Below are 19,319 nucleotides of genomic sequence, written 5' to 3'. Positions count from 1 at the left end.
GTGGTCACCCGGTGATAAGGTCTGGCTGCTTGACAAGTTCACTCACGATCTCCTCTTTCCAGTAAGAGGAAGCTCCGGCGAGTGCCGAAAGCGCTTTGGATCGGCGCAGGTACAGATGGCAACCGGCTTCCCATGTCACGCCGAAACCGCCATGTGTCTGGATGTTTTCTCTTGCGCAGAGGTCAAAGGCGCTCGACGCAGAAACCTGCGCTATTGCTGCTGCAAGCGGCATTTTCGTACTATCGCCGGTCAACGCCCACGCAGCGAAATAGGCGTTGGCGCGCGCCAGTTCGACGGCGATATACATGTCTGCGAGCTTATGTTTGATAGCTTGGAACGATCCGATCGGACGACCAAACGCGTAGCGCAGCTTCGCGAATTCGACCGCAGCGTCCAGGCAGGCTTGTGCGCCACCAAGCATCTCGAACGCTAGCGGCACGGACGCACGTGCCAACAGGTTATGCAGATCCCGTCGCTCGATTGCGGTCGATCCTAACCGCTCTGCATGCGCATTCTTGAAGCGGATGCGCGCGTAGTTGCGCGTTGGATCAAGCGTTGTAAGACACTCACGCTCAACCTCCGGGAGGTCCAGTTGAACGATATAGAGGCCGGTGGTGTCTTTGACCATGCCGTCACGCGCAGCAACGACAACGAAGTCCGCACAGGCGCCGTCGGGCACCGGCCACTTCGCGCCACTCAAGAGCCCGGCCACCACCTCGGAAGCGAAAGGTCCCGTCGGGGTCGCATCGAATCCCTCTGCGAGACTGAAAGTACCGATCGCTCCACCCGTCGCAAGAAGGGGAAGCAGGCGTTGTTTCTGTTCGGGCGAGCCGTAGGCCAGGATCGCACCAGTCGCGAAGTACGTCGACGACGAAAACGGAATAGCGGCGTTTGCCCTCCCGAGCTCGTAGGCGAGCATACATATCACCTCGTCGGAAAGTCCGGAACCTCCGCAATCCTCTGGAATGGAAGCCGCAGGCCACCCGAGTTCGACAACGAGACGCCAAAGCGACTCGTCGTATAACGACTGTCCATCGAGTACGCGGCGCGCGCCTCCTAAGCTGTCGTGACGTGCGAGGATGCGCTTCGCTTCGTCACCGACTGCCAGCGCCTCTTCGGAAAAATCAAAATTCATGGTGTCCTCGGAACGTTTCCTTGCTCGGCTGTATCTCCAACCTATTTAGCGGGTCAGCTGACGTCAACTGCGATCTGCTGCAGCCTGCATCACCATAGCGCCCCGCTCCATCATGTCGTCCGGAGCAGGAGGCAGGACAACCGCGCCGGTCGCCCTTGTCGGCAGGATGACCGTGGCGGTCCCCGGTGCTGTCACCTCGCCTCGCTGGTTCGTTCCAGTGACTTCCAGGTCGACGACGTGGTGAACACCGAGAACGCGCTTATCCACCACTCGCCCGGAACAGATTGTCGTGTCGCCCATAAAATTAAATGCGCGGGACTGGCATGACAGTTTCCACAGCCACGCGTCATCGCCCATCCAGTTCGTCACCAGGTGAATCAGCCAGCTGGTGCGCATTTGCCCATAATCGTAGGAGGTCGGTAGTCCAAGATCGGTCGCTCGATTGTGGTCCCAGTGGACACGCTGCACGACGTCGGGTACACCGTATGCGTCGGGCACGAAGAACGCGGGCATCCGCGTGCGCTGCTGCCAGTTGTAGCGCAAAGGCCCGATCCCGCTGCTCGACAGGCCCAGCCCCATATGCATCGAGATAATATCGACCATAGTCAACGGCCCCTTCGCTACCGGGACGAGTTCGTCGCCTACTTCCACGTCGTCCCAGTACCGCTTTTCCGCCCCACGACGCAGTTCAGCCGCATAGATTTCGTCGATCCGCGCGATGTCCTCGGCGGTATATGCTTGTCGTTTAACGGCAGCGTAGCGGCCCGTTTTTCTACTACCCTCGCGTTCGGCGCTCAGATACGCTTCCTCGCGACGCCCGACCGGTAAGCCGGCACGGTTGACCCAAAGGTCACGGTAGACCTCGGTAACCGATATACCTCCGCTAAAGGAAGATTTCTGATTGACTTTGACCTCGGACGTTACGCGCTCGACAAAAAGCCGCTCGTCGGGGTAAAGGGGCTGCCACCATGTCCAGGCAACGCCGGTGTAGTACTTTCCCACCCCTCGGAACAATCCTTTGAACAGATCCTTTTGCGCGGCGTCAGGCTTTGGCGTCAAGTTTGTGCCGGTCGAATGGAGAAACAGCGGAAAAGCGATCTGATCTCTCCAACGCGTGCTCATGCCGTATGCGGAGTCATGCCAAAGCGGATTGTCGTCACCGCAGGCCCAGGCAAAATGACTGACGACATCTCGGGATGCAATCGCGTTATAGGGCTTGTTGTATGCGAATTTTGGAATGCCGATCTGGGCCCTTGCCCGCTCGATGTCCGCCTGGGTGATCTTTCCGGCGCTCTCGCCCGAGGCTACCGCCGCAGAGTCATTTTCCTGCTCTTTCACTTGCATTTTTTTCTCCGTTAGGACAGCCAAAAAACTTCCTTGATGCCATCCGGTAAGTCATATCCAGAAGCGAGCATTTCTTGCAGGTCCTGCGGCTCGACTCGTACCGCACTCTGTATCAGATCCCATTGAAGCGCGGCACACGCTTTTCGCGAAATGCCAGGACCGCCTCCTTAACGTCCTGGGTACGACCGCAGCGCGCCATGTGGAATGCCTCGCTTTCGATGACTTCATCCAGAGATCCGGTTTCAGCGCGAAATATGTTTTGCTTGATATAACGCAACGCAACCGCTGGACCCTCAGCCAGTTTCTTGGCAACAAGGAGGGTCGTGTCGCGGAGCCCAGTGCCGACTTCCACCCGACTGACCATCCCTATGCGTAGCGCCTCCTCCGCGGAAATTTTTTCGCTCAGGAACATCAGCTCGCGGGCTTTCGCAGAACCGACCAGCTTGGTTAAAAAATAGCTCGTGCCGAGATCACCCGACATCGCGACGTGCACATACGACGTCGTCAGTACGGAGCCGCGTGCTGCAAATCGCATGTCACAGGCAAGCGCCAGCGCAAGTCCGGCTCCGGCCGCCACGCCATTGATCATCGCGATGGTCGGCTTTGGCATTGCGTGCAGCAACTTAGCCGTCTCTCCATGGTGCTGGAGGATGTCGGCCCGCTCTTCGAGCGTCGGCTTTGACGATTTCGCGGTATCGCGCTGCTGCATGTCGCCGCCGGAACAGAAAGCACGTCCTGCTCCAGTTAGAACAACCGCGCCTACTGTTGTGTCTGTCGCCGCCTGTCGCAGCGTCGCAAGTAGCCGCTCGTGCAACTGTGGCGTCAGCGCATTCAACCGGTCGGGACGGTTAAGCGTCACGATAAGAACCCGCCCTTCGCGCGCGGTCGTGAGCAGGTCTGGTTCTTCCGCACCAAGAGCGTCTTCGGTGCAATTTTTCAGGCTTACGTCGAATACTGTCACGGTCGGATCCCTCAACGATTCTGCATGTGGACAAGCACACTGCCAGCGCAAACCAGCACCGCACAGCGGGTCGATCCGTTCACCTCAGCGTCCAGTGGCCGCTTTTAGTACTCGCTGGCTGCAGGTCGGTTGCGATAGGCTTACCAATCTGAATGTACTTGAGCGCATTGCTCACCGCCTGTGCCCGCGGCAGACTTTGCGCTTCCCAGAGAGCCCGGACCGATCCCTGGACCGCCACTGGATGCCGTTGCGCGATCATGACCGCAAGCTCTCTGGCCCGTGCCCACAGTTGGTCGGAGGTGGTCACTTCGGTTACCAGGCTGATCCGCAACGCAGTGCTTGCGCCGATGCGCTCCGAATCGGCAAGCAGCACCATTCGCATGATCTCTTGATAGGAAATGCGGCCCATGGCTCCGATCGGCTCCACCGCCGATATTTTCCCGAACTTCAAATGAGGATCGAAGAACGTCGCATCGTCCGAACAGATGACGATGTCGGCTTCGTTGAGCCAGTAGAACGCCCCGCCAGCTGCAATACCGTGCACCGCGACGATCAATGGCTTCCATACCTTGTTGCTTTTCGGTCCGAGCCATTCGCCGGGATCATCCTGGTCAAACGGCGCAATGTCTTCCTCGGGTGCGCGCCAACCCTCCCTCACATCGACGCCTGAGCAAAATGCGCGTCCGGGCGCCGCGCGCAGCACCACGACACGCACCTTGGGATCGGTGCGAACCACCCGCCACAAATCGCGGAACTCGGTGACCATCGCCCTGTTGAAGCAGTTGAGCTTGTCGGGCCGGTTTAGCGTAACGGTGGCAACGCCGTCCGCCACGTCAACCTGAATGGTCGTGTAGTCTTTGAAAGCTTGTGTTTCCATAGTGTTTTCCGAAGGGCCTAGAGGCCGAGCAACGCTTTCAGTTCGGGACGGCTCACTTTCATCGACGCTGTACGCGGCAACGCCTCGACGATGCGAAACTCCGTCGGAATCATGTAGGCCGTGAGCGAAAGGCGGGTAAATGCATCGAGTTCTTGCGTAGTGGGCACGACGGCACCCGGCGCCATTTCTATCGCTGCGACTGGAACCTGCCCCAGGCGTTTGTCTGCCTTGCCTATCACTGCCGCATCGCGCACGCCAGGATAGCGACGCAACACCTCGGCGACTTCTTCCGGCAGGATCTTGAAACCACCGCGGTTGATTGCGTCGTCGGCACGTCCGTGCAGAAAGAGAAAGCCCTGTTCGTCAATTGAAGCAAGGTCGTTGGTACGAATCCAGTCCGGACCAAAGCGATCGCATTTGACGCACAGCACGCCGACTTCACCAGGCGCCAACACAGCGGCCGAGTCTTGAGCCGTTATCTTCAACGAAACGTCGCCGCGCGCCCGTCCGACGCTGCGACGTTTGGTCGACGCATATTGACGATGATCGTCCAGGGTCCAGCCCGCGACACCTCCGATAAACTCGGCGGCACCATAGTCGACCAGCACAGGCACGCCGTAGCGTTCTTCAAAATCGACTTGAACCTGCGGGTCGAGGGGCGCGGTTCCAGCGCGGACGGCCTTAAGACTCTTCAGCAGATCAGGCTCGATGCCAGCTTCCAGAATCATCTGGATCATCGCGGGGACCAAGCTCGCGGATTTGATTTGATGGCGCTCGATCGCATGCGCCCAGTCATCTGGCGAAAACTTCTCTAGCAGTACCATCGGACGCGCCTGATAGAGCGCGAGCAGCAGTCCGAACAAACCGCCCGCATGGCTGAACGGCTTCAGCAAAATGGCCGCCGAGCGTTTCACGCTCAATTCACGCTTAGCCTCTCCGAGGCGCCCATGTTCGGCCGATTGCAACGACGGAATCAGCACCTCTTCGCGCACTGGAATTCGCTTTGGCGCGCCAGTGGTGCCGCTCGTAAGTCGTTCGAGAACGTACCCCGGCGTTGGTTGGCGATGCGGACCATTGCCGATAACGGAAAGCGCGGGATGTACGCTGACAGAAATCTGTGCTGACCCGCTGACCACGACACCGAAGGTGCCAGCCTCGGCGGCAGCTTCTACTACCCCGGCTTGCGCCCAGTCCTCCTCGTCTGCGAGTACGGCACATAGCCGTTGGGCGCCGAGTTCGACCGCAAAAGTCGCGGATGTCTGGGGCGGGCGCAACGGTACGACCATGCGCCCGTTCATCAGCAAGCTGGCGAATGACGCCACCGCGGCGACCCGATTACGCGCGACCCAACCGATTGGAGCGTCTTGCTCGACTCCGGCTTGTTGCAGCAATCGTTCAATCTCCCCCGCCGCACGGTCAAGGTCCGCCCAGGTCGTACGCGTGCGATCGACTTCTACGGCGACCCCATCGGGTTTCAGGAGCAGCACCGCACGGATGCGCTCGCCCAGATGCGTGGTGTTCGTCGACGGCATTTCATCTCCATATAACAAGCTAACTTGACGACAGGTGGTGCGATGCCACCGTTGCCCAAGGCTACACGCCTCAGATCCAATGATAACTTACTTATCGTCATTTTTCAAAGCGATGATGGACTTAGGGAAAACTTGTACATCACAGAAAAATCCCTATATAAGTGACACCAAATCGTAAATCTTCGCCTTGACTGACCTCTAATAACTGATACTATATCATTTATCTAAAACGTCAACGGCCAACCGAAGGCGACAAAGAACAACGGAGGAGCGAAATGGATATGCAATTTTCGCGAGAGGACAAGGTCTTCCGCGAGGAAGCGCGAGCCTGGCTCAATGGCAATGCCCCAAAAGAACGCCGACCGCATTCCGGCGAAGCCATGCGCGAGTTCGATCTGGCTTGGCAGCAGAAGCAATATGGGGGTGGCTGGGCCGGGGTGTCCTGGCCTGAGGAATACGGCGGCCTCGGGCTTTCCCTGACGCGGCAACTAATCTGGCACGAGGAATACGCACGGGCCGACGCCCCCGATAACCACCTGTGCTTTGTCGCGCTGAATCATGCCGGCCCCACCATCATCGCCCGCGGTTCAGAAGCGCAAAAACGGGAGCATCTGCAAAAGATCCTCCGGGGTGACGTCATTTGGTGTCAGGGATTTTCGGAACCCAATGCCGGATCCGATTTGGGTAGCCTGAAGACCCGCGCTCATATCGAAGGCGACGAGTTGATCGTCAACGGTTCGAAGATCTGGACGAGTCATGGCCACCTTTCGGACTGGCAGGAATTGCTGGTTCGTACCGACCCGACCGCGCCAAAGCATAAAGGCATCAGTTGGGTGATCTGCGATATGAAAGCGCCCGGCATTACTCTGCGTCCGATCGAGATCATGACGTCGCCCAACCAGGTTCATTTTGTCCAATGCTTTTATGACGATGTGCGCATCCCGTTGAGCAATGTGGTTGGTGCAGTCAACGACGGCTGGAATGTCGCCATGTCGACCTTAGGCTTTGAGCGCGGCACCGCGCAGATCCGAGACCAGATCCGATATGCGTTCCTGGTCGAGAAGATGATCGCGAAAGCTCAGCAACGTATGGGCACGGACTGTCCGCTCACACGCGACGAGATCGGTGCGCGTCTTGCGCAACTGCGGGCTGACATGGCCGCGGCGAGAGCCATGACCTACATGGTGGTCTCGCGCGCGCAAGCCGGCATCAGCGGCTCGGAGAGTTCCCTGATGCGCGCGATGGTAGGCGAGACACAGCAGCGTGCCCGGCGACTCGCGATCGACATCATCGGCCCTGACGCACTCGAGAATCCCGAAGATGACGACTGGGTCTACTACTACCTTCGTTCGTTTTCGATCACCATCGCCGCTGGTACCGCGCAGATCCAGCGCAATATCATCGGCGAGCGTGTTCTCGGCCTCCCCCGTTAGCACTTGAGGCAGTCCATGAATTTATTGCTTTCCGAAGATCAAGTTCAGATCGTCGACACGCTCAAACACTTCCTGTCCGAACAGGCGCCGGTGTCGCGCTTCCGTCCGCCCGCTTCCCAGATCGGCAACCAGGACCATTTGATCTGGCCTCATTTGGCGGAACTCGGATTTCTCGGTATTGCCCTGCCTGAGGAATCCGGCGGTATCGGGTTAAGTGGCGCCGAAGAAACGGTCGCCTACCGGGAGTTCGGCCGACATTTGCTTTCCCCGGCGATCATGGGCCAAATGCTCGGCGCACGCGTTGCCGCCGCAACGGGCAACGCGACGCTGCTGAAGGATCTGCTATCCGGCAGCACTCGCGTCGGACTGGCTAATCCGCGCGGCGCGACGGCCTTGGGGTCGCTTTGTACAGGCGAATTCCATCTGATTGAGAGCTCAGATGCACCGTGGGTATTCTGTTGCGACGAAAGTGGCGCAGCGCTGTTCGAGCGCAGCGATTTCGCTGCTATCGAATCGGTCCGCAGCATGGACCATTCCCTCTCACTGGAACGCGCCCGTCTCGACGGCATCCGTCCAACTGCCTGGGTAAGTGCGGAGCAGGATCCCATCTATATACGCGCGCTCGTGCTCATTGGCGGCTTCGCGGTCGGCCTCGCCGAAGCCACGCGTGATATGGCAGTGGAGTACGCGAAGGTCCGCGAACAATTCGGCAAACCAATCGGCTCGTTTCAAGCCATCAAACATATATGCGCCGACATGGCAATCCGCGCCGAAGCAGCCTTATGCCAGGCTACGGTCGCGTCGCTAGCGCTGTCCGACGGGGATGCGGGAGCTAATTTTCAGGGCACCGCGTGCAAGCTCGTGACAATCGATGCCGCGCTAAAAAACGCCGCGCAAAATATTCAGGTGCACGGTGCAGTGGGATTCACTTCCGAAGCCGACGCGCATCTCTATCTGAAACGCGCGCATGTGATGGACCAGTTGTGGGGCGACACGCGGACGCAACGCAAACGCATGCTACTCGCTTCGTTTGGCTAACGACGACGGATGTTCGATGACCTACAAAACCATTTTGTTCGAGAGCTGCCGAGGCATCGCGCGACTGACACTCAACCGGCCAGATCGTCTGAACGCGTTCACCGCCCAGATGCATGAAGAGGTCGCGGATGCGCTGTCTGAAGTCGAAGCGAACCCCGCAGCGCGTGTGCTACTTCTTACCGCTTCGGGTCGGGGGTTTTGCGCCGGCCAAGATTTGACTGAGCGCGACGTTCACGCAGGTCCACTAGATCTCGGCAAGACCACCCGAACCTATTACAACCCGTTGATCCGCCGTCTCACGACCCTGCCGCTACCGGTGGTCTGCGCGGTCAACGGTGTGGCTGCCGGTGCCGGCGTCAATCTTGCCCTTGCGTGCGACCTGGTCATTGCATGCTCGAGCGCGCGGTTCGTGCAGGCGTTTTCCGGTATCGGACTCGTACCCGACGCAGGCGGTACTTGGGCGTTGCCGCATCTGATCGGTCAAGCGCGCGCGCTTGGATTCACGCTGACCGGCGGCACGCTGTCGGCGAGCACAGCGGCGCAGTGGGGTCTGATTTGGAAAGCCGTCGACGATGAGCATTTCGAGGCAGAACGCGAGGCACTTCTTGAACAACTCGCGTGCGGGCCGACGCGCGGTCTCGGAGCCGCAAAGCTCGCTATCCGTAGTGCCGCGCGTGCCACGCTCGACGAACAGCTTGATCTCGAGTCAGAACTGCAGCGCCAATGCGGCCTTACCAACGACTACAAAGAAGGAGTGTCTGCGTTCAAGGAACGCCGGCGCCCAGACTTCACCGGCAGCTAACCATGCATCATTCGTCGCATCTGCGCTTCGCGGACAACCGCATACCCGACAAGAGCCTCATGTTCAATAATCGCGTCACCCGAATGCTCGGCATCCGCTACCCGATCATCCAGGGCGGTATGCAATGGGTAGGACGAGCTGAGCTTGCATCTGCGGTCTCCAACGCAGGGGGGCTTGGCGTGCTGACTGCACTGACACAACCCACTCCGGTACTACTAGCACGCGAAATAGAGCGTTGCCGCTCAATGACAGACCATCCATTCGGCGTCAATCTTACGATTCTCCCTGCCGCTTCGCCGCCACCCTATGCGGAATACGTTGCCGCGATGATCGACAGCGGCGTCAAGATAGTCGAAACCGCGGGCAACAGTCCCAAGCAATTCATCGAGCGATTCAAACAACACGGCGTTACGATCGTGCACAAATGCACCACCGTGCGTCACGCTCTTTCTGCCGAACGCGATGGTGTCGACATCGTCTCGATCGACGGCTTTGAATGTGCAGGACACCCGGGCGAAGATGACATCCCTGGCCTTGTCCTTCTCCGACTGGCCGCGAAAGCACTTCAAGTTCCCCTCATCGCATCAGGTGGCTTCGCCGACGGGCACGGCATGGCAGCCGCGCTGGTACTCGGCGCAGAGGGCATCAATATGGGCACACGTTTCGTCTGCACTCGTGAAGCACCAGTCCACGATGACGTCAAGCGCGCGCTTGTTAGCGCGACCGAACGAGATACAAACCTCATTTTCCGGACCCTCGGCAATACCGCACGCGTGCTCAAAAACAGTGTTTCCGACCAGGTGGTAGCGCTCGAACGACGACCCGGCGGATGCGATTTCGAGGACCTCCGGCATCTTGTCATCGGCGCCCGCGGTCGCGATGCGTGGGCGTCAGGCGACGCCAACGGCGGCGTCCTCACCGCGGGCATGGTTATGGGCCTTATTGACGATATTCCCAGCTGCGCGGAACTTATCGAGCGCGTTACGCTTGAATGCAAGGCCCGCTTGGATATCGCACTGTCCTCAATCGACACGGATGGAATCGGCAATGACTGACGCTGCCAAAGACCATCCGCCAGTCGCGATCGAGTCGGTGCCGCGAAGGCATTTGCCGCGGCTGACTGACGAAAACACTTTTTTTTGGCAAGCAGGTCGAACCGGCCGGCTGCACTTCACGCGTTGCGATGCTTGCGAATTCTATGTACACCCGCCACTGCCCATCTGTCCGCGCTGTAAGTCGCGCCAAGTAGCTCCGCGCGCGGTCAGCGGCAAAGCAACGGTGGTTTCCTATACTATCAACCATCAGGTTTGGGAGCGTGGGCTCGAGGCGCCCTACCTGATTGCGATCGTCGAGATCGCCGAACAACTCTGCTTACGGCTCACGACCAACCTTGTGAACTGCGCACCCGAGGAAGCCAGAATCGGCATGGCGGTCCGGGTCCTGTTCGACCACCGCGAGGATGTGTGGCTCCCCCTTTTTGAGCCTGATGTCGACCCGACATCAACGTGAGGAATAGCCGTCGAACGCCTACCATCGCAAATTGCGCACTGCAGGAGAATGTCCCGTATCACCGACAATATTGCTTTCAAAAGCAATAGCGCGTCTAAGCTGCACGGCGCGGGGCTCCAATCCATTTGGCTTCGAGGCGCAGCACGACCTGGAGACGCAGTGGCAAGACTGGACAACCCCTGCAACGTGACGGAGTCGGCCATATCGGAAGAGGTAACGCACATCAGCAATAGTCCAATGGCATACCGGAATGTACCGGTCGTCCTCAGGTCAGGAGGCCGGGTTTGATGCCGGAGGTTTCTGCTGGTCAACGGACATTTTCGGGTTCCAAACTATCTCCCATGGATTCCCGTCCGGATCCAGAAAATAAAAAGTGTACAGTCCGCCATCGCGCAAACGGGCCGGGCTCGTCACGACCCCACCCGCCGTCAATACTTCATCCGCAACTCGGTCTACCTCTGCGCGATCGTGAACATTCACCACCAAGACGATCCCGAGGGAGCCAGAACCTTCAGGCACACCACTTTCCCCGACTAAGTACTTGCGATCAATCATTGTGATCAGCACGCCATCGGCAAGATATTTCACCGAGAACTGACTTTGGTGACCACCCAAAGGCTTCCATCGGAGACCGTCTTCGTAGAAACGCTTGCTCCTCTGAAGATCCCTCACGGTAAGCATCGCCATGCTCAAGCACTGGTCCATTTCCCATCCTCCTAAAAAGGCGGCTGTCACCTCGCCGTCACGATATTGAGATCTTCCGTACCGCGATTAAAGCAGTCCACCAGATTGCTTACGAGTGCCCGCCACCGTGCTTGCCAACAGGCATTGACCAACTGGGGAACTCTGCGCCTGAACATGGAAATTGGTGGAGCGGCGCGCGTATTGTTCGACCGCCGGGAAGACATCTGGCTGCCGTTTATTGGACGAATGTCCGGGGCTCATCGCCCAGCAGTAACCATTACCAAATCTAATACGGTTGTTTCTCCGTATCGGCACGTCTCCATTTCCCTTTTGAAAATCAAAATATTCCTGCTGCGCTCTGAACCCAGGTCTTTCATCTCCGGCCTGAAGGCCGAGGTTTTCAAGCTGGTGCTTGGATGAACCCGGGCTGGGGAGCGCGGCAATGCAATTCTCATGACAGGACAGAGGCGAACGCCGCGTGACTAGCTTACCAGGCAGTCTGCACTTCTCGCGGCCGCCCCTTCAACGCAAAGAGCCCGCCGCTCATGATCGACGCAACCTCGTCCGTTAGCAGCACCATGACGTCGGCAATCGCCGACGGGGGCGTCCAGCCGGAAGTGTCCGCCGCAGGCATGTCCAGGCGATTGGCAGGCGTATCGATGATCTCGGGCATGACGCAAAACACGCCAATGCCCTTGTCTCTGAGTTCGTCCGCCATGCTTTCCGTCAGGCGCATCACCGCGCCCTTCGCAGCGGCATACGCGCTCATGTGAGCCTGGGCGCGCACGTGAGCGGCGGCGCCCACGTTGATGATCGTCCCTCTTCCCGCCCGGATCATCCCCGGCACCACGGCACGGACCGCATTGATCAATGTCGTCGCATTCAGATCGAGCATTCTGCGCCAGACCTCTGCTTGCATTTCGTGAACCGGCTCGCCGTAATAAAACCCGCCGGCGACATTGCAAAGAACATTAACTGCACCGAATTTTTCGTTGACAGTCGCAATCGCCCGCTCGACGGACGAGCCATCCATCAGATCAAGCGGGATCAGAAGCCGGTCACCGGATTCGACGGGGTAGGCTGCCTGAAGGGCAGCGCCATTAATGTCGACCACCACGCGCCTGCAACCCGCCCGGGCGAAAGCATCCTCTGCTGCGCGGCCCAGATTACCCGCACCGCCCGTAATCATGACAATCTTTTCACTCATGGTGTTCGCCTCTTTCCATGCATGCGCGGACTACTTCCATCGCGCCAAATTAAAAGTCTGTGCCCCCATCGATATTGACAGTCACGCCCGTTACATAGGAAGCCCGGACCGACAGCAAATAGGCGATGAGACCAGCGAATTCTTCATGCCGTCCGGCCCGCTCCAGCGCAACCGACATACCCGATTCACGGCGCACCTGCTCATAGCGTGCGCGTGCCTCCGGCACTCCATATTTCTCGGCAAGCGCCCTTTTCGTCCCGGTATCCCGGTCGATTACACCCGGTGCAATGCAATTCGCACGTAACCCTTGTGCGCCATAAGTCTTAGCTATATTTTTTGCTACGCTGGCAATCGCGCTCTTCATAGCGGTATAGGCAACGAGTCCAGGTTTTTGCGACCGGATCGAGAACGCAGACGTCAGCACGATCGCACCATCAGACGCTTCAAGGAGCGCCGGAATCGCGGCACGGCACGCCCCGACCGCCAGCATCAGGCTTTGCCGGAAATAGAACTCCCAGTCGCGATCGTCCAGTTCGTGCAGCGCCGCGCGCGTCCCCATCGGGCCGGCGACCACCACCAAGCGATGCAGGGCGCCGAATTGCGCCACAGTTCGCTCCACAGCATCATCCAGAACGCCTTGGGCTCCGGCGTCTCCGCCCAGCGCGATAACCTCTGCTCCGCTTTCCCGTAATTCCCGCGCCATCAGATCAAGCTCGTGTTGGCGTCGTGCCATAAGGGCCAGCTTCGCGCCCTCACGGCACAGAAGTCGCGCGGTAGCTGCGCCGATCCCGCTGCTGGCACCAACGACCAGCACGACTCGCCCGTGCAACTCAAGGTCCATCTCAGATCCTAAGAACCGTGCCGCCGTCGACACACCAGGTTTGCCCTGTCACCCAGGCTGCATCTCCTGACAGCAAGAAGAGACACGTGTTGACGATGTCCTGGGTAGTGCCGATGCGGCGTAAAGGCAGGTTAGACAGCAACGCCTGCAGGCGTTCGGGCGGTACGCTGGTCCGCGTCGCAGTCGTGTCCGTCGGGCCCGGTGCAATACCGTTGACGCGAATATTCATCGGACCCAGTTCGCGAGCCAGCCCGATGGTGATTGCGTTCAGACCTGTCTTCGCAATCTTGTAGTAGTTACCCGCTTCATAGGCCGCTGTCGAAGACTGGTTGAGGATCGCGCCGCCACCGCGCGCGACCATGAATTTATACACAGCGCGCGTAACGATCAACGCGCCATTCATGTTGACTTCCATGAAGTGCTGGTAGTACGCGTAATCGACTTCTAGCAGGCTCTCGCGGCGCATCCCGGCAAAGATGGCCGCATTGTTGATCAGCAAATCGATCCCTCCGAACGCTTGCGCCACACTCGCCGCCAGGGTCGCTGCAGATTCTGGCGACGAGACATCGGTCTGCACGAAAAGCGAGCGCCCGCCAGCGTCGGCGATTTCCTGCGCGACACGTCGCCCGTTTTCCTCGTTTATTTCCGCGACGGCAACAGCGGCTCCTTCGTTGGCCAATGCACGAGCATAGGCTTCACCGATACCCTGCCCGGCGCCTGTCACAATCACGACCTTGTCCTGAAAGCGCATCTGTACTCCTCAAGTTTTAATTCCTGGCTGATCAGGCGGATGGGGTCCATTCGTGTCTGCCGATTCCCCCGAAGAGCGCAACTCCAGCAGGTCGACATTCGCCTCCCGCGGCAAACTCAGTAGATCCATCACGGCCCTGGCAGTGATCTGCGGCGAGATCGGCTCGCCAGAAGCCGCGTGGTACCCCTCTGCCTTCACGATCTGACGATAGCGCGCGAGACGGTCTTCAGGCCAATCGCGGTTAAAGCCGCTTTCGCTCATCCGGCCCGAACGCAGCACGGTGATCCGGATACCTTGCCCGCGCAATTCCGTCCGCAGCCCGGCTGACAGTGTTTCCATTGCACTCTTGGTCGCCGCATAGACCGTCAAAAACGGATACGGCATATTCACGGACTCAGACGTGACGTTGACGATGTGTCCGCGCCCTCTCAACCGCATGAGCGGAATTGCCGAACGCATACAGTAGATCGGGCCAAGCAGGTTCGCTCCGATCTCCTCCTGGAGCAGATGGTCATCCGCCTCCTCCACGGTCTGAAGGTGGCCGAGCGCCGCGTTATTGATGAGGAAATCGACGCCACCAAAACGCTGGCCGATCGCGCTAAAGGTTTGGCGAACGGCTGCCGGATCTGAGATGTCGGTCGGAAAGACCGCTGCCATCGATCCGATCTCGGAAGCGGTGGCCAGCAACGCGTCAGCATTTCGCCCAAGCAATGCCACCCTGCAGCCTTCGCGGACAAAGGCCTCTGCGATCCGCTTGCCCAGACCCCGCGATGCGCCTGTCACCACGGCAAGCTTTTCCTGAAAACGTTTCTGCTGATCCAAGTTCATTGCGGAGCCTCGTCTAATCCAATCGCGCCGCGCCACCATGTCAACGCGCGTTTATCAATCTGGTTCACCCGTGTCTCCGGATTGTGTAATGGTTTGGAGCACCGCGCAGACCGATTCAGATCGGATCCCAAGGCGTGATGGCCATTGACGGTACGTTCTCGTAAAAACTCGGAGCTAGCGCCGGTATCGCATGTTCGGCGATGCTTTCAGGTGTCCACCCTTCGCTTCTGTGCAAGGTGCGTATGATGCGCGGCTGACTGAACAAGTAGATCTCGTTGGCGCGTACACCGAATATCTGGCCCGAAACATCGACAGCCTGATCGCTGGCGAGGAACACCGCGAGAGGCGCAATCTTCGCGCTGTCCATTTTCTTGAGTTTTTCGATACGCGCAATGTTCTCAGGCGTGTCGGCCGGAATGTTCGCTGTCATTGCGGTCCATGCCCACGGCGAGATGCAGTTCGAACGCACTTTGAACTTCGCCATGTCCAGTGCGATCGATTTCGATAAACCCACAATACCCATCTTCGCCGCCGCGTAGTTGGATTGCCCGACATTGCCGATCAAGCCGCTGGTCGACGTCATGTGGACATAGCTTCCGGAATTCTGGCTCTTGAAATGCGGCGCGGCGGCACGCGCGACATGGAACGAACCATTCAGATGCACGTCCAGCACTGCTTGCCATTCCTCACCACTCATATTGAAGAAGAAGCGATCGCGCGTAATCCCTGCGTTGTTCACTACGCAGTCAAGCCGGCCAAAGTGGTCGAGCGCCGCCTGCACGATACGCTGCGCCGAGTCGCTCGTGGCGACGCTTTCCACCACAGCAATGGCCCGCCCTCCCGCCGTCTGGATTTCTGCCACGACGTGCTCAGCCGCGAACCCATCTCCGCCAACGACCCGACCGGTGTCGTTGACGATGACTTTCGCGCCGTTCGCGGCGAACGCCCTCGCCAGATCCCGTCCGATGCCACTGCCCGCACCGGTCACGATCACCACTTTTCCCTCGACCATGTTGCCCACCGTTCGTCTCCTGTTCCTTACTGTGATTTCTACTGTGAATCAATCTCAACGACACCGTTGTCCAACACTATTGCGTTGCGAGCGTTCACGCGCGCACGCAGCCTCATCGTGCCCGCGTCAACGCGCCAAAGTTCAAAGTGAACGTCCTCTCCGGGATAAACCGGCGAGGTAAAGCGCACGGCCAGAGCGCGTAGCCGTGCAGCGTCATATCTCAGCACCGCCCGCAACACCGCGTGGCATGCCATGCCATACGTACAGAGCCCGTGCAGGATCGGCTGTCTGAATCCCGCCGCGGAGGCGACCTCCGGATCAGCATGCAACGGGTTCAGGTCCCCTGTCAGCCGGTATAAAAGTGCGGCCTGCGGTAGCGTCGAGAGCTGAATCGTCAGATGTGCCGGTTCTTCAGGCATCCTTGGTAAAGGCTCAGGAAACGGATCGGAAATACCACTGACTGCGCTAAACCCGCCGTCGCCTCGCAGGAAGCTCACATTCCTGCTCTGTGCCACGAGCTCGCCCGTTTCAGCATCGACGAGATCCCTCATCACCACACCGATTGCGCCTCGGCCTTCGCCCTTGTCACTCAGCGAATGCACCCGGTTTTTTGCGATCAGGGTGCCGTTCACCGACAAAGGCCGGATCAGCCGCAGACCTTGCTCCCCATGAACGAGTTTCACCGCGTCGGCTCCCGTGCGTGAATCCCGCCACCACGCGCCCGGGGCTCCCATGATCGTGGCCATCGTCGGCACTGCCTGGAGGTTTTTCTCATAGGCGTAACGCAGTTGGTACGGATCCGTTGGCTCGGCGCCTATCCCGATCGCTAGCGCATACAGCATCGAATCGCGCGCGGTGTACACGCAGCGCACGTCATCAAACACCCAATTTTTGACCACCTGATAGTCGATCATTGAGGGTTTTCCTTCAACTGTGGTGCATGGTCGTGAGAAAGATCGCGGCCCGTCACCGCTCCGGATAGTTCACCCTGCCAGCGCGGTGGCCGCTTCTCGGAAAACGCACGCGGACCCTCGAGCGCATCCCCGGACCCATACATCGCCACCACGGCCGGGTAGTCTTTTTGTCGACCCAGCGCCTCGTTCAAGCCTTGCTCATCGAGTCCACGCATGATTACCTGCTTTGTCGCGCGCACGGCTAGTGGGCCCGCCTGCAAGATTTCTGCTGCCCAGCGACGTGCGATGTCCAGCGAGGTTCCCTCTGGCGCCACTTCGTTGACAAACCCCAACCGACGCCCCTCCGCCACGTCGACACGGCGACCGGTCAATACAATTCCCATGGCCGTCTTCAGGCCGACCTCGCGCGGCAACCGATGCAAACCGCCAGCAAGTGCGGCCAGACCGACCCTGACCTCTGGCAGCGCGAATTGTGCGCGTTCGTCCGCCACGATGAGGTCGCACGCGAGCGCCAACTCAAAACCGCCGCCGAGCGCAATCCCGTTGACCGCGGCCAGCACCGGCTTCTCGAGATCGAAGCGCGAAGTCAAGCCACCAAACCCCGACTCCGGCATCGCCTGGCGTCCCGCAGCAGCGCGAAATTTCAGGTCATTGCCTGCACAGAAAGCTCGCTCGCCAGCACCGGTCACGATGGCAACCCATTGGTTCGGATCGGCCTGGAAAGCGTCGAAGGCAGCGGCGAGTTCGTGGTGCGCTGGCGGATGCAGTGCATTGAGCACCTCGGGCCGGTTTATCGTGATCAGCGTGAGCCGATCCTCTTGCGCGACGCCGATGAACTCGTATCGCATGAGAGCGCGGCTCAGACTTTTTCGAGGATATGAACTGCGCACGCGCTACCGAGGCCGACAACATGCGTGAGGCCGATGCGGGCGCCCTGCACCTGACGCTGTCCCGCCTCGCCACGCAAGTGAGTGACGACTTCGTAGATGTTGGCAATACCGGTCGCGCCTAGCGGGTGTCCCTTCGAGAGGAGTCCACCTGAGGCGTTGACCGGTATGCGGCCGCCGATGGCCGTCTCGCCGCTGTCGATCAGACGCCCGCCCTCACCCTCCGCGCAAAGTCCCAGATTCTCGTAGTGAAGAATCTCCGCTGTCGCGAAACAATCATGCAGCTCGACCAGATCCAGTTCATCCGGACCAATACCTGCCATTTCGTAGGCTGCTTTCGCCGCGAGGCGTGTCACTGTATTGATGTCCTGCATTACTAAATTACGCTCGGACCAGGCGTCGCTCGCAAGCGCCGACGCGCGCACTTTTACCGCCCGTTTTTCGAGTCCGAGCTCGCGCGCCTTTTTGGCTGACATCAATACCGCCGCGGCTGCCCCGTCGACGTTTACCGAACACATCAACTTGGTGTTCGGGTATGCAATCATTTCTGCATTCATCACCTCCTCAAGCGGTGTCTCCTTTTGATACATCGCTTTTGGATTGAACGTTGAATGATGATGATTCTTGACCGAAACCCGCGCAAATTGCTCAGGCGTGGTTCCATATTTACGAGAGTGCTCCATGCCCACCATCGCAAAGACTGCGGGCATCGTCTCCGAGCCAATCAGCCCTTCTGCCGGCAGCGGCTCGTTGCCGACCTTTTTCTTGACAATCATGCCCGGCTGCATTTTCTCGACACCGATACACAGCACGATGTCATAGAGGCCAGCCTTAATGGCAGTCCAACCCTCCCGGAACGCAGTTGCCCCGGTGGCGCACGCATTGGTGCAATTGACAACAAGAATGCCCGTTTGACCGATGAGTTGCAAAGTGCGCTGACCTGTCATCGTTTCGCCGATATTCCCGCTATAAAGCGCCTGCACATCCCCGATCGCCACACCGCAATCGTCCAGCGCGAGCAACGCGGCATCCGCCGCGAGCTGCACGACTGTGCGGTCCGGATAGCGGCCAAACCGGATCATATCGATGCCCACTACATAAACGTCAGACATGTCACTTCCCTCAAGCCGGAACAAAAAAATGGGCCAGATAGCCGAGACCGTCCGCGTTGGCAAGTTCAGCTCCGCGGAACACCATCCTGACCGGCATTCCAAACGCCAGCGCGCTCGGATCAGGCTCGATGTCGAGCAGATTGCCCTTCACCACAGTGCCGTCGTCCAGATCGACGATAGCCGAGATGAAAGGCACTTTGATCCCTGGATAGCTGCGGTACACGATGGTGTAGTTGTAGAGGTGCCCGTGCTCGCCCAATGAGTACGTCTCGATAAATCCGCGCGCTCCACAACGCGCGCAGTTCTCACGCTCGCCGAGAAACCGGGTACCGCACGCTCGACATTTACTGCCTTCAAGGTAAGCCGAACCATCGTCGCGCACACGCGTGTAGGACGTGGCCGGACTCAGTGCTGCGGGTTTGCTGTCTTCCATATCGCTCTCTCTTTCAATA

At 59.1% G+C, this 19,319-nt stretch carries 21 protein-coding genes; 6 read left to right on the top strand and 15 right to left on the bottom strand.

All coding sequences use genetic code 11. The features are described from left to right. Positions 1 to 4 precede the first annotated feature (4 nt). From AWB69_RS15430 to AWB69_RS15410, 5 genes are all read right to left on the bottom strand, one after another. Entirely contained in the window at positions 5 to 1,135 is a 1,131-nt protein-coding gene (locus tag AWB69_RS15430) for an acyl-CoA dehydrogenase family protein (RefSeq protein WP_062086120.1), read from the bottom strand. A 63-nt stretch (positions 1,136 to 1,198) separates the two neighbouring features. Continuing rightward, positions 1,199 to 2,479 carry a hotdog family protein gene (locus AWB69_RS15425; protein ID WP_062086118.1) on the bottom strand — a complete coding sequence of 427 codons (1,281 nt, stop codon included), beginning with the start codon at positions 2,477 to 2,479 and terminating at the stop codon, positions 1,199 to 1,201. A 112-nt stretch (positions 2,480 to 2,591) separates the two neighbouring features. Then, complete coding sequence (locus AWB69_RS15420; protein WP_062086116.1) at positions 2,592 to 3,440, bottom strand: enoyl-CoA hydratase-related protein; 849 nt, start codon at positions 3,438 to 3,440, stop codon at positions 2,592 to 2,594. A gap of 79 nt (positions 3,441 to 3,519) precedes the next feature. Then, the gene (locus AWB69_RS15415) at positions 3,520 to 4,317 is read right to left on the bottom strand and encodes an enoyl-CoA hydratase/isomerase family protein (protein WP_062086114.1); all 798 of its coding nucleotides are present in this window, start codon (positions 4,315 to 4,317) and stop codon (positions 3,520 to 3,522) included. Between the two features lie 17 nt (positions 4,318 to 4,334). Further along, entirely contained in the window at positions 4,335 to 5,849 is a 1,515-nt protein-coding gene (locus tag AWB69_RS15410; protein WP_062086112.1) for a class I adenylate-forming enzyme family protein, read from the bottom strand. A 275-nt stretch (positions 5,850 to 6,124) separates the two neighbouring features. On the opposite strand from AWB69_RS15410, the gene AWB69_RS15405 reads away from it, so the two are divergent. The 5 genes from AWB69_RS15405 to AWB69_RS15385 are packed head-to-tail and all read left to right on the top strand — an operon-like array spanning position 6,125 to position 10,631. Next, complete coding sequence (locus AWB69_RS15405) at positions 6,125 to 7,282, top strand: acyl-CoA dehydrogenase family protein (RefSeq protein ID WP_062086110.1); 1,158 nt, start codon at positions 6,125 to 6,127, stop codon at positions 7,280 to 7,282. A gap of 15 nt (positions 7,283 to 7,297) precedes the next feature. Beyond that, positions 7,298 to 8,320, top strand: coding sequence for an acyl-CoA dehydrogenase family protein (locus AWB69_RS15400; protein WP_062086108.1), 1,023 nt, complete (start codon positions 7,298 to 7,300; stop codon positions 8,318 to 8,320). 16 nt (positions 8,321 to 8,336) lie between these two features. Further along, a complete protein-coding gene (gene paaG / locus AWB69_RS15395) occupies positions 8,337 to 9,122 on the top strand; it encodes a 2-(1,2-epoxy-1,2-dihydrophenyl)acetyl-CoA isomerase PaaG (protein WP_062086106.1) in 786 nt (261 codons plus the stop codon). 59 nt (positions 9,123 to 9,181) lie between these two features. Further along, on the top strand, positions 9,182 to 10,177 hold the full coding sequence (locus tag AWB69_RS15390) for an NAD(P)H-dependent flavin oxidoreductase (RefSeq protein WP_062086152.1): 996 nt from the start codon (positions 9,182 to 9,184) through the stop codon (positions 10,175 to 10,177). Next, entirely contained in the window at positions 10,170 to 10,631 is a 462-nt protein-coding gene (locus AWB69_RS15385) for a Zn-ribbon domain-containing OB-fold protein (protein WP_062890652.1), read from the top strand. Before AWB69_RS15390 ends, AWB69_RS15385 begins: the two co-directional genes overlap by 8 nt. A gap of 270 nt (positions 10,632 to 10,901) precedes the next feature. Here the strand turns inward: AWB69_RS15385 and AWB69_RS15380 are convergent, their stop codons facing one another. Beyond that, entirely contained in the window at positions 10,902 to 11,336 is a 435-nt protein-coding gene (locus AWB69_RS15380) for a VOC family protein (RefSeq protein WP_062086104.1), read from the bottom strand. A 123-nt stretch (positions 11,337 to 11,459) separates the two neighbouring features. Between AWB69_RS15380 and AWB69_RS15375 the strand changes: the two genes are divergently transcribed. Then, positions 11,460 to 11,735, top strand: coding sequence for a hypothetical protein (locus tag AWB69_RS15375; RefSeq protein WP_156528861.1), 276 nt, complete (start codon positions 11,460 to 11,462; stop codon positions 11,733 to 11,735). Positions 11,736 to 11,802: 67 nt separating this feature from the next. Here the strand turns inward: AWB69_RS15375 and AWB69_RS15370 are convergent, their stop codons facing one another. The 9 genes from AWB69_RS15370 to AWB69_RS15330 form a co-directional block, all read right to left on the bottom strand. Then, positions 11,803 to 12,522: an SDR family NAD(P)-dependent oxidoreductase gene (locus AWB69_RS15370; protein WP_062086100.1), complete on the bottom strand. Its 720-nt coding sequence runs from the start codon at positions 12,520 to 12,522 to the stop codon at positions 11,803 to 11,805. A gap of 49 nt (positions 12,523 to 12,571) precedes the next feature. Next, positions 12,572 to 13,363 (bottom strand): SDR family NAD(P)-dependent oxidoreductase, encoded by a 792-nt coding sequence (locus AWB69_RS15365; RefSeq protein WP_062086098.1) that lies wholly within the window; start codon positions 13,361 to 13,363, stop codon positions 12,572 to 12,574. Between the two features lies 1 nt (position 13,364). Continuing rightward, positions 13,365 to 14,114 carry an SDR family oxidoreductase gene (locus tag AWB69_RS15360; RefSeq protein ID WP_062086096.1) on the bottom strand — a complete coding sequence of 250 codons (750 nt, stop codon included), beginning with the start codon at positions 14,112 to 14,114 and terminating at the stop codon, positions 13,365 to 13,367. A gap of 9 nt (positions 14,115 to 14,123) precedes the next feature. Continuing rightward, positions 14,124 to 14,942: an SDR family oxidoreductase gene (locus tag AWB69_RS15355; protein ID WP_062086094.1), complete on the bottom strand. Its 819-nt coding sequence runs from the start codon at positions 14,940 to 14,942 to the stop codon at positions 14,124 to 14,126. Positions 14,943 to 15,057: 115 nt separating this feature from the next. Beyond that, entirely contained in the window at positions 15,058 to 15,954 is an 897-nt protein-coding gene (locus tag AWB69_RS15350) for an SDR family NAD(P)-dependent oxidoreductase (RefSeq protein WP_062086148.1), read from the bottom strand. Positions 15,955 to 15,992: 38 nt separating this feature from the next. Next, positions 15,993 to 16,868 carry a MaoC/PaaZ C-terminal domain-containing protein gene (locus AWB69_RS15345; RefSeq protein ID WP_062086092.1) on the bottom strand — a complete coding sequence of 292 codons (876 nt, stop codon included), beginning with the start codon at positions 16,866 to 16,868 and terminating at the stop codon, positions 15,993 to 15,995. After that, complete coding sequence (locus AWB69_RS15340) at positions 16,865 to 17,716, bottom strand: enoyl-CoA hydratase-related protein (protein ID WP_063977816.1); 852 nt, start codon at positions 17,714 to 17,716, stop codon at positions 16,865 to 16,867. The genes AWB69_RS15345 and AWB69_RS15340 overlap by 4 nt, the downstream gene beginning before the upstream one ends. An 11-nt stretch (positions 17,717 to 17,727) precedes the next feature. Continuing rightward, entirely contained in the window at positions 17,728 to 18,891 is a 1,164-nt protein-coding gene (locus AWB69_RS15335) for a thiolase family protein (protein ID WP_197500244.1), read from the bottom strand. Further along, positions 18,878 to 19,300 carry a Zn-ribbon domain-containing OB-fold protein gene (locus AWB69_RS15330; protein ID WP_062086087.1) on the bottom strand — a complete coding sequence of 141 codons (423 nt, stop codon included), beginning with the start codon at positions 19,298 to 19,300 and terminating at the stop codon, positions 18,878 to 18,880. The genes AWB69_RS15335 and AWB69_RS15330 overlap by 14 nt, the downstream gene beginning before the upstream one ends. Positions 19,301 to 19,319 lie beyond the last annotated feature (19 nt).

This window comes from Caballeronia udeis (genome assembly GCF_001544555.2).
In the GTDB taxonomy this organism is placed as follows: domain Bacteria; phylum Pseudomonadota; class Gammaproteobacteria; order Burkholderiales; family Burkholderiaceae; genus Caballeronia; species Caballeronia udeis.
Note: the sequence above shows the minus strand (reverse complement) of the source record. Positions and strands in the feature narration are given on the sequence as shown.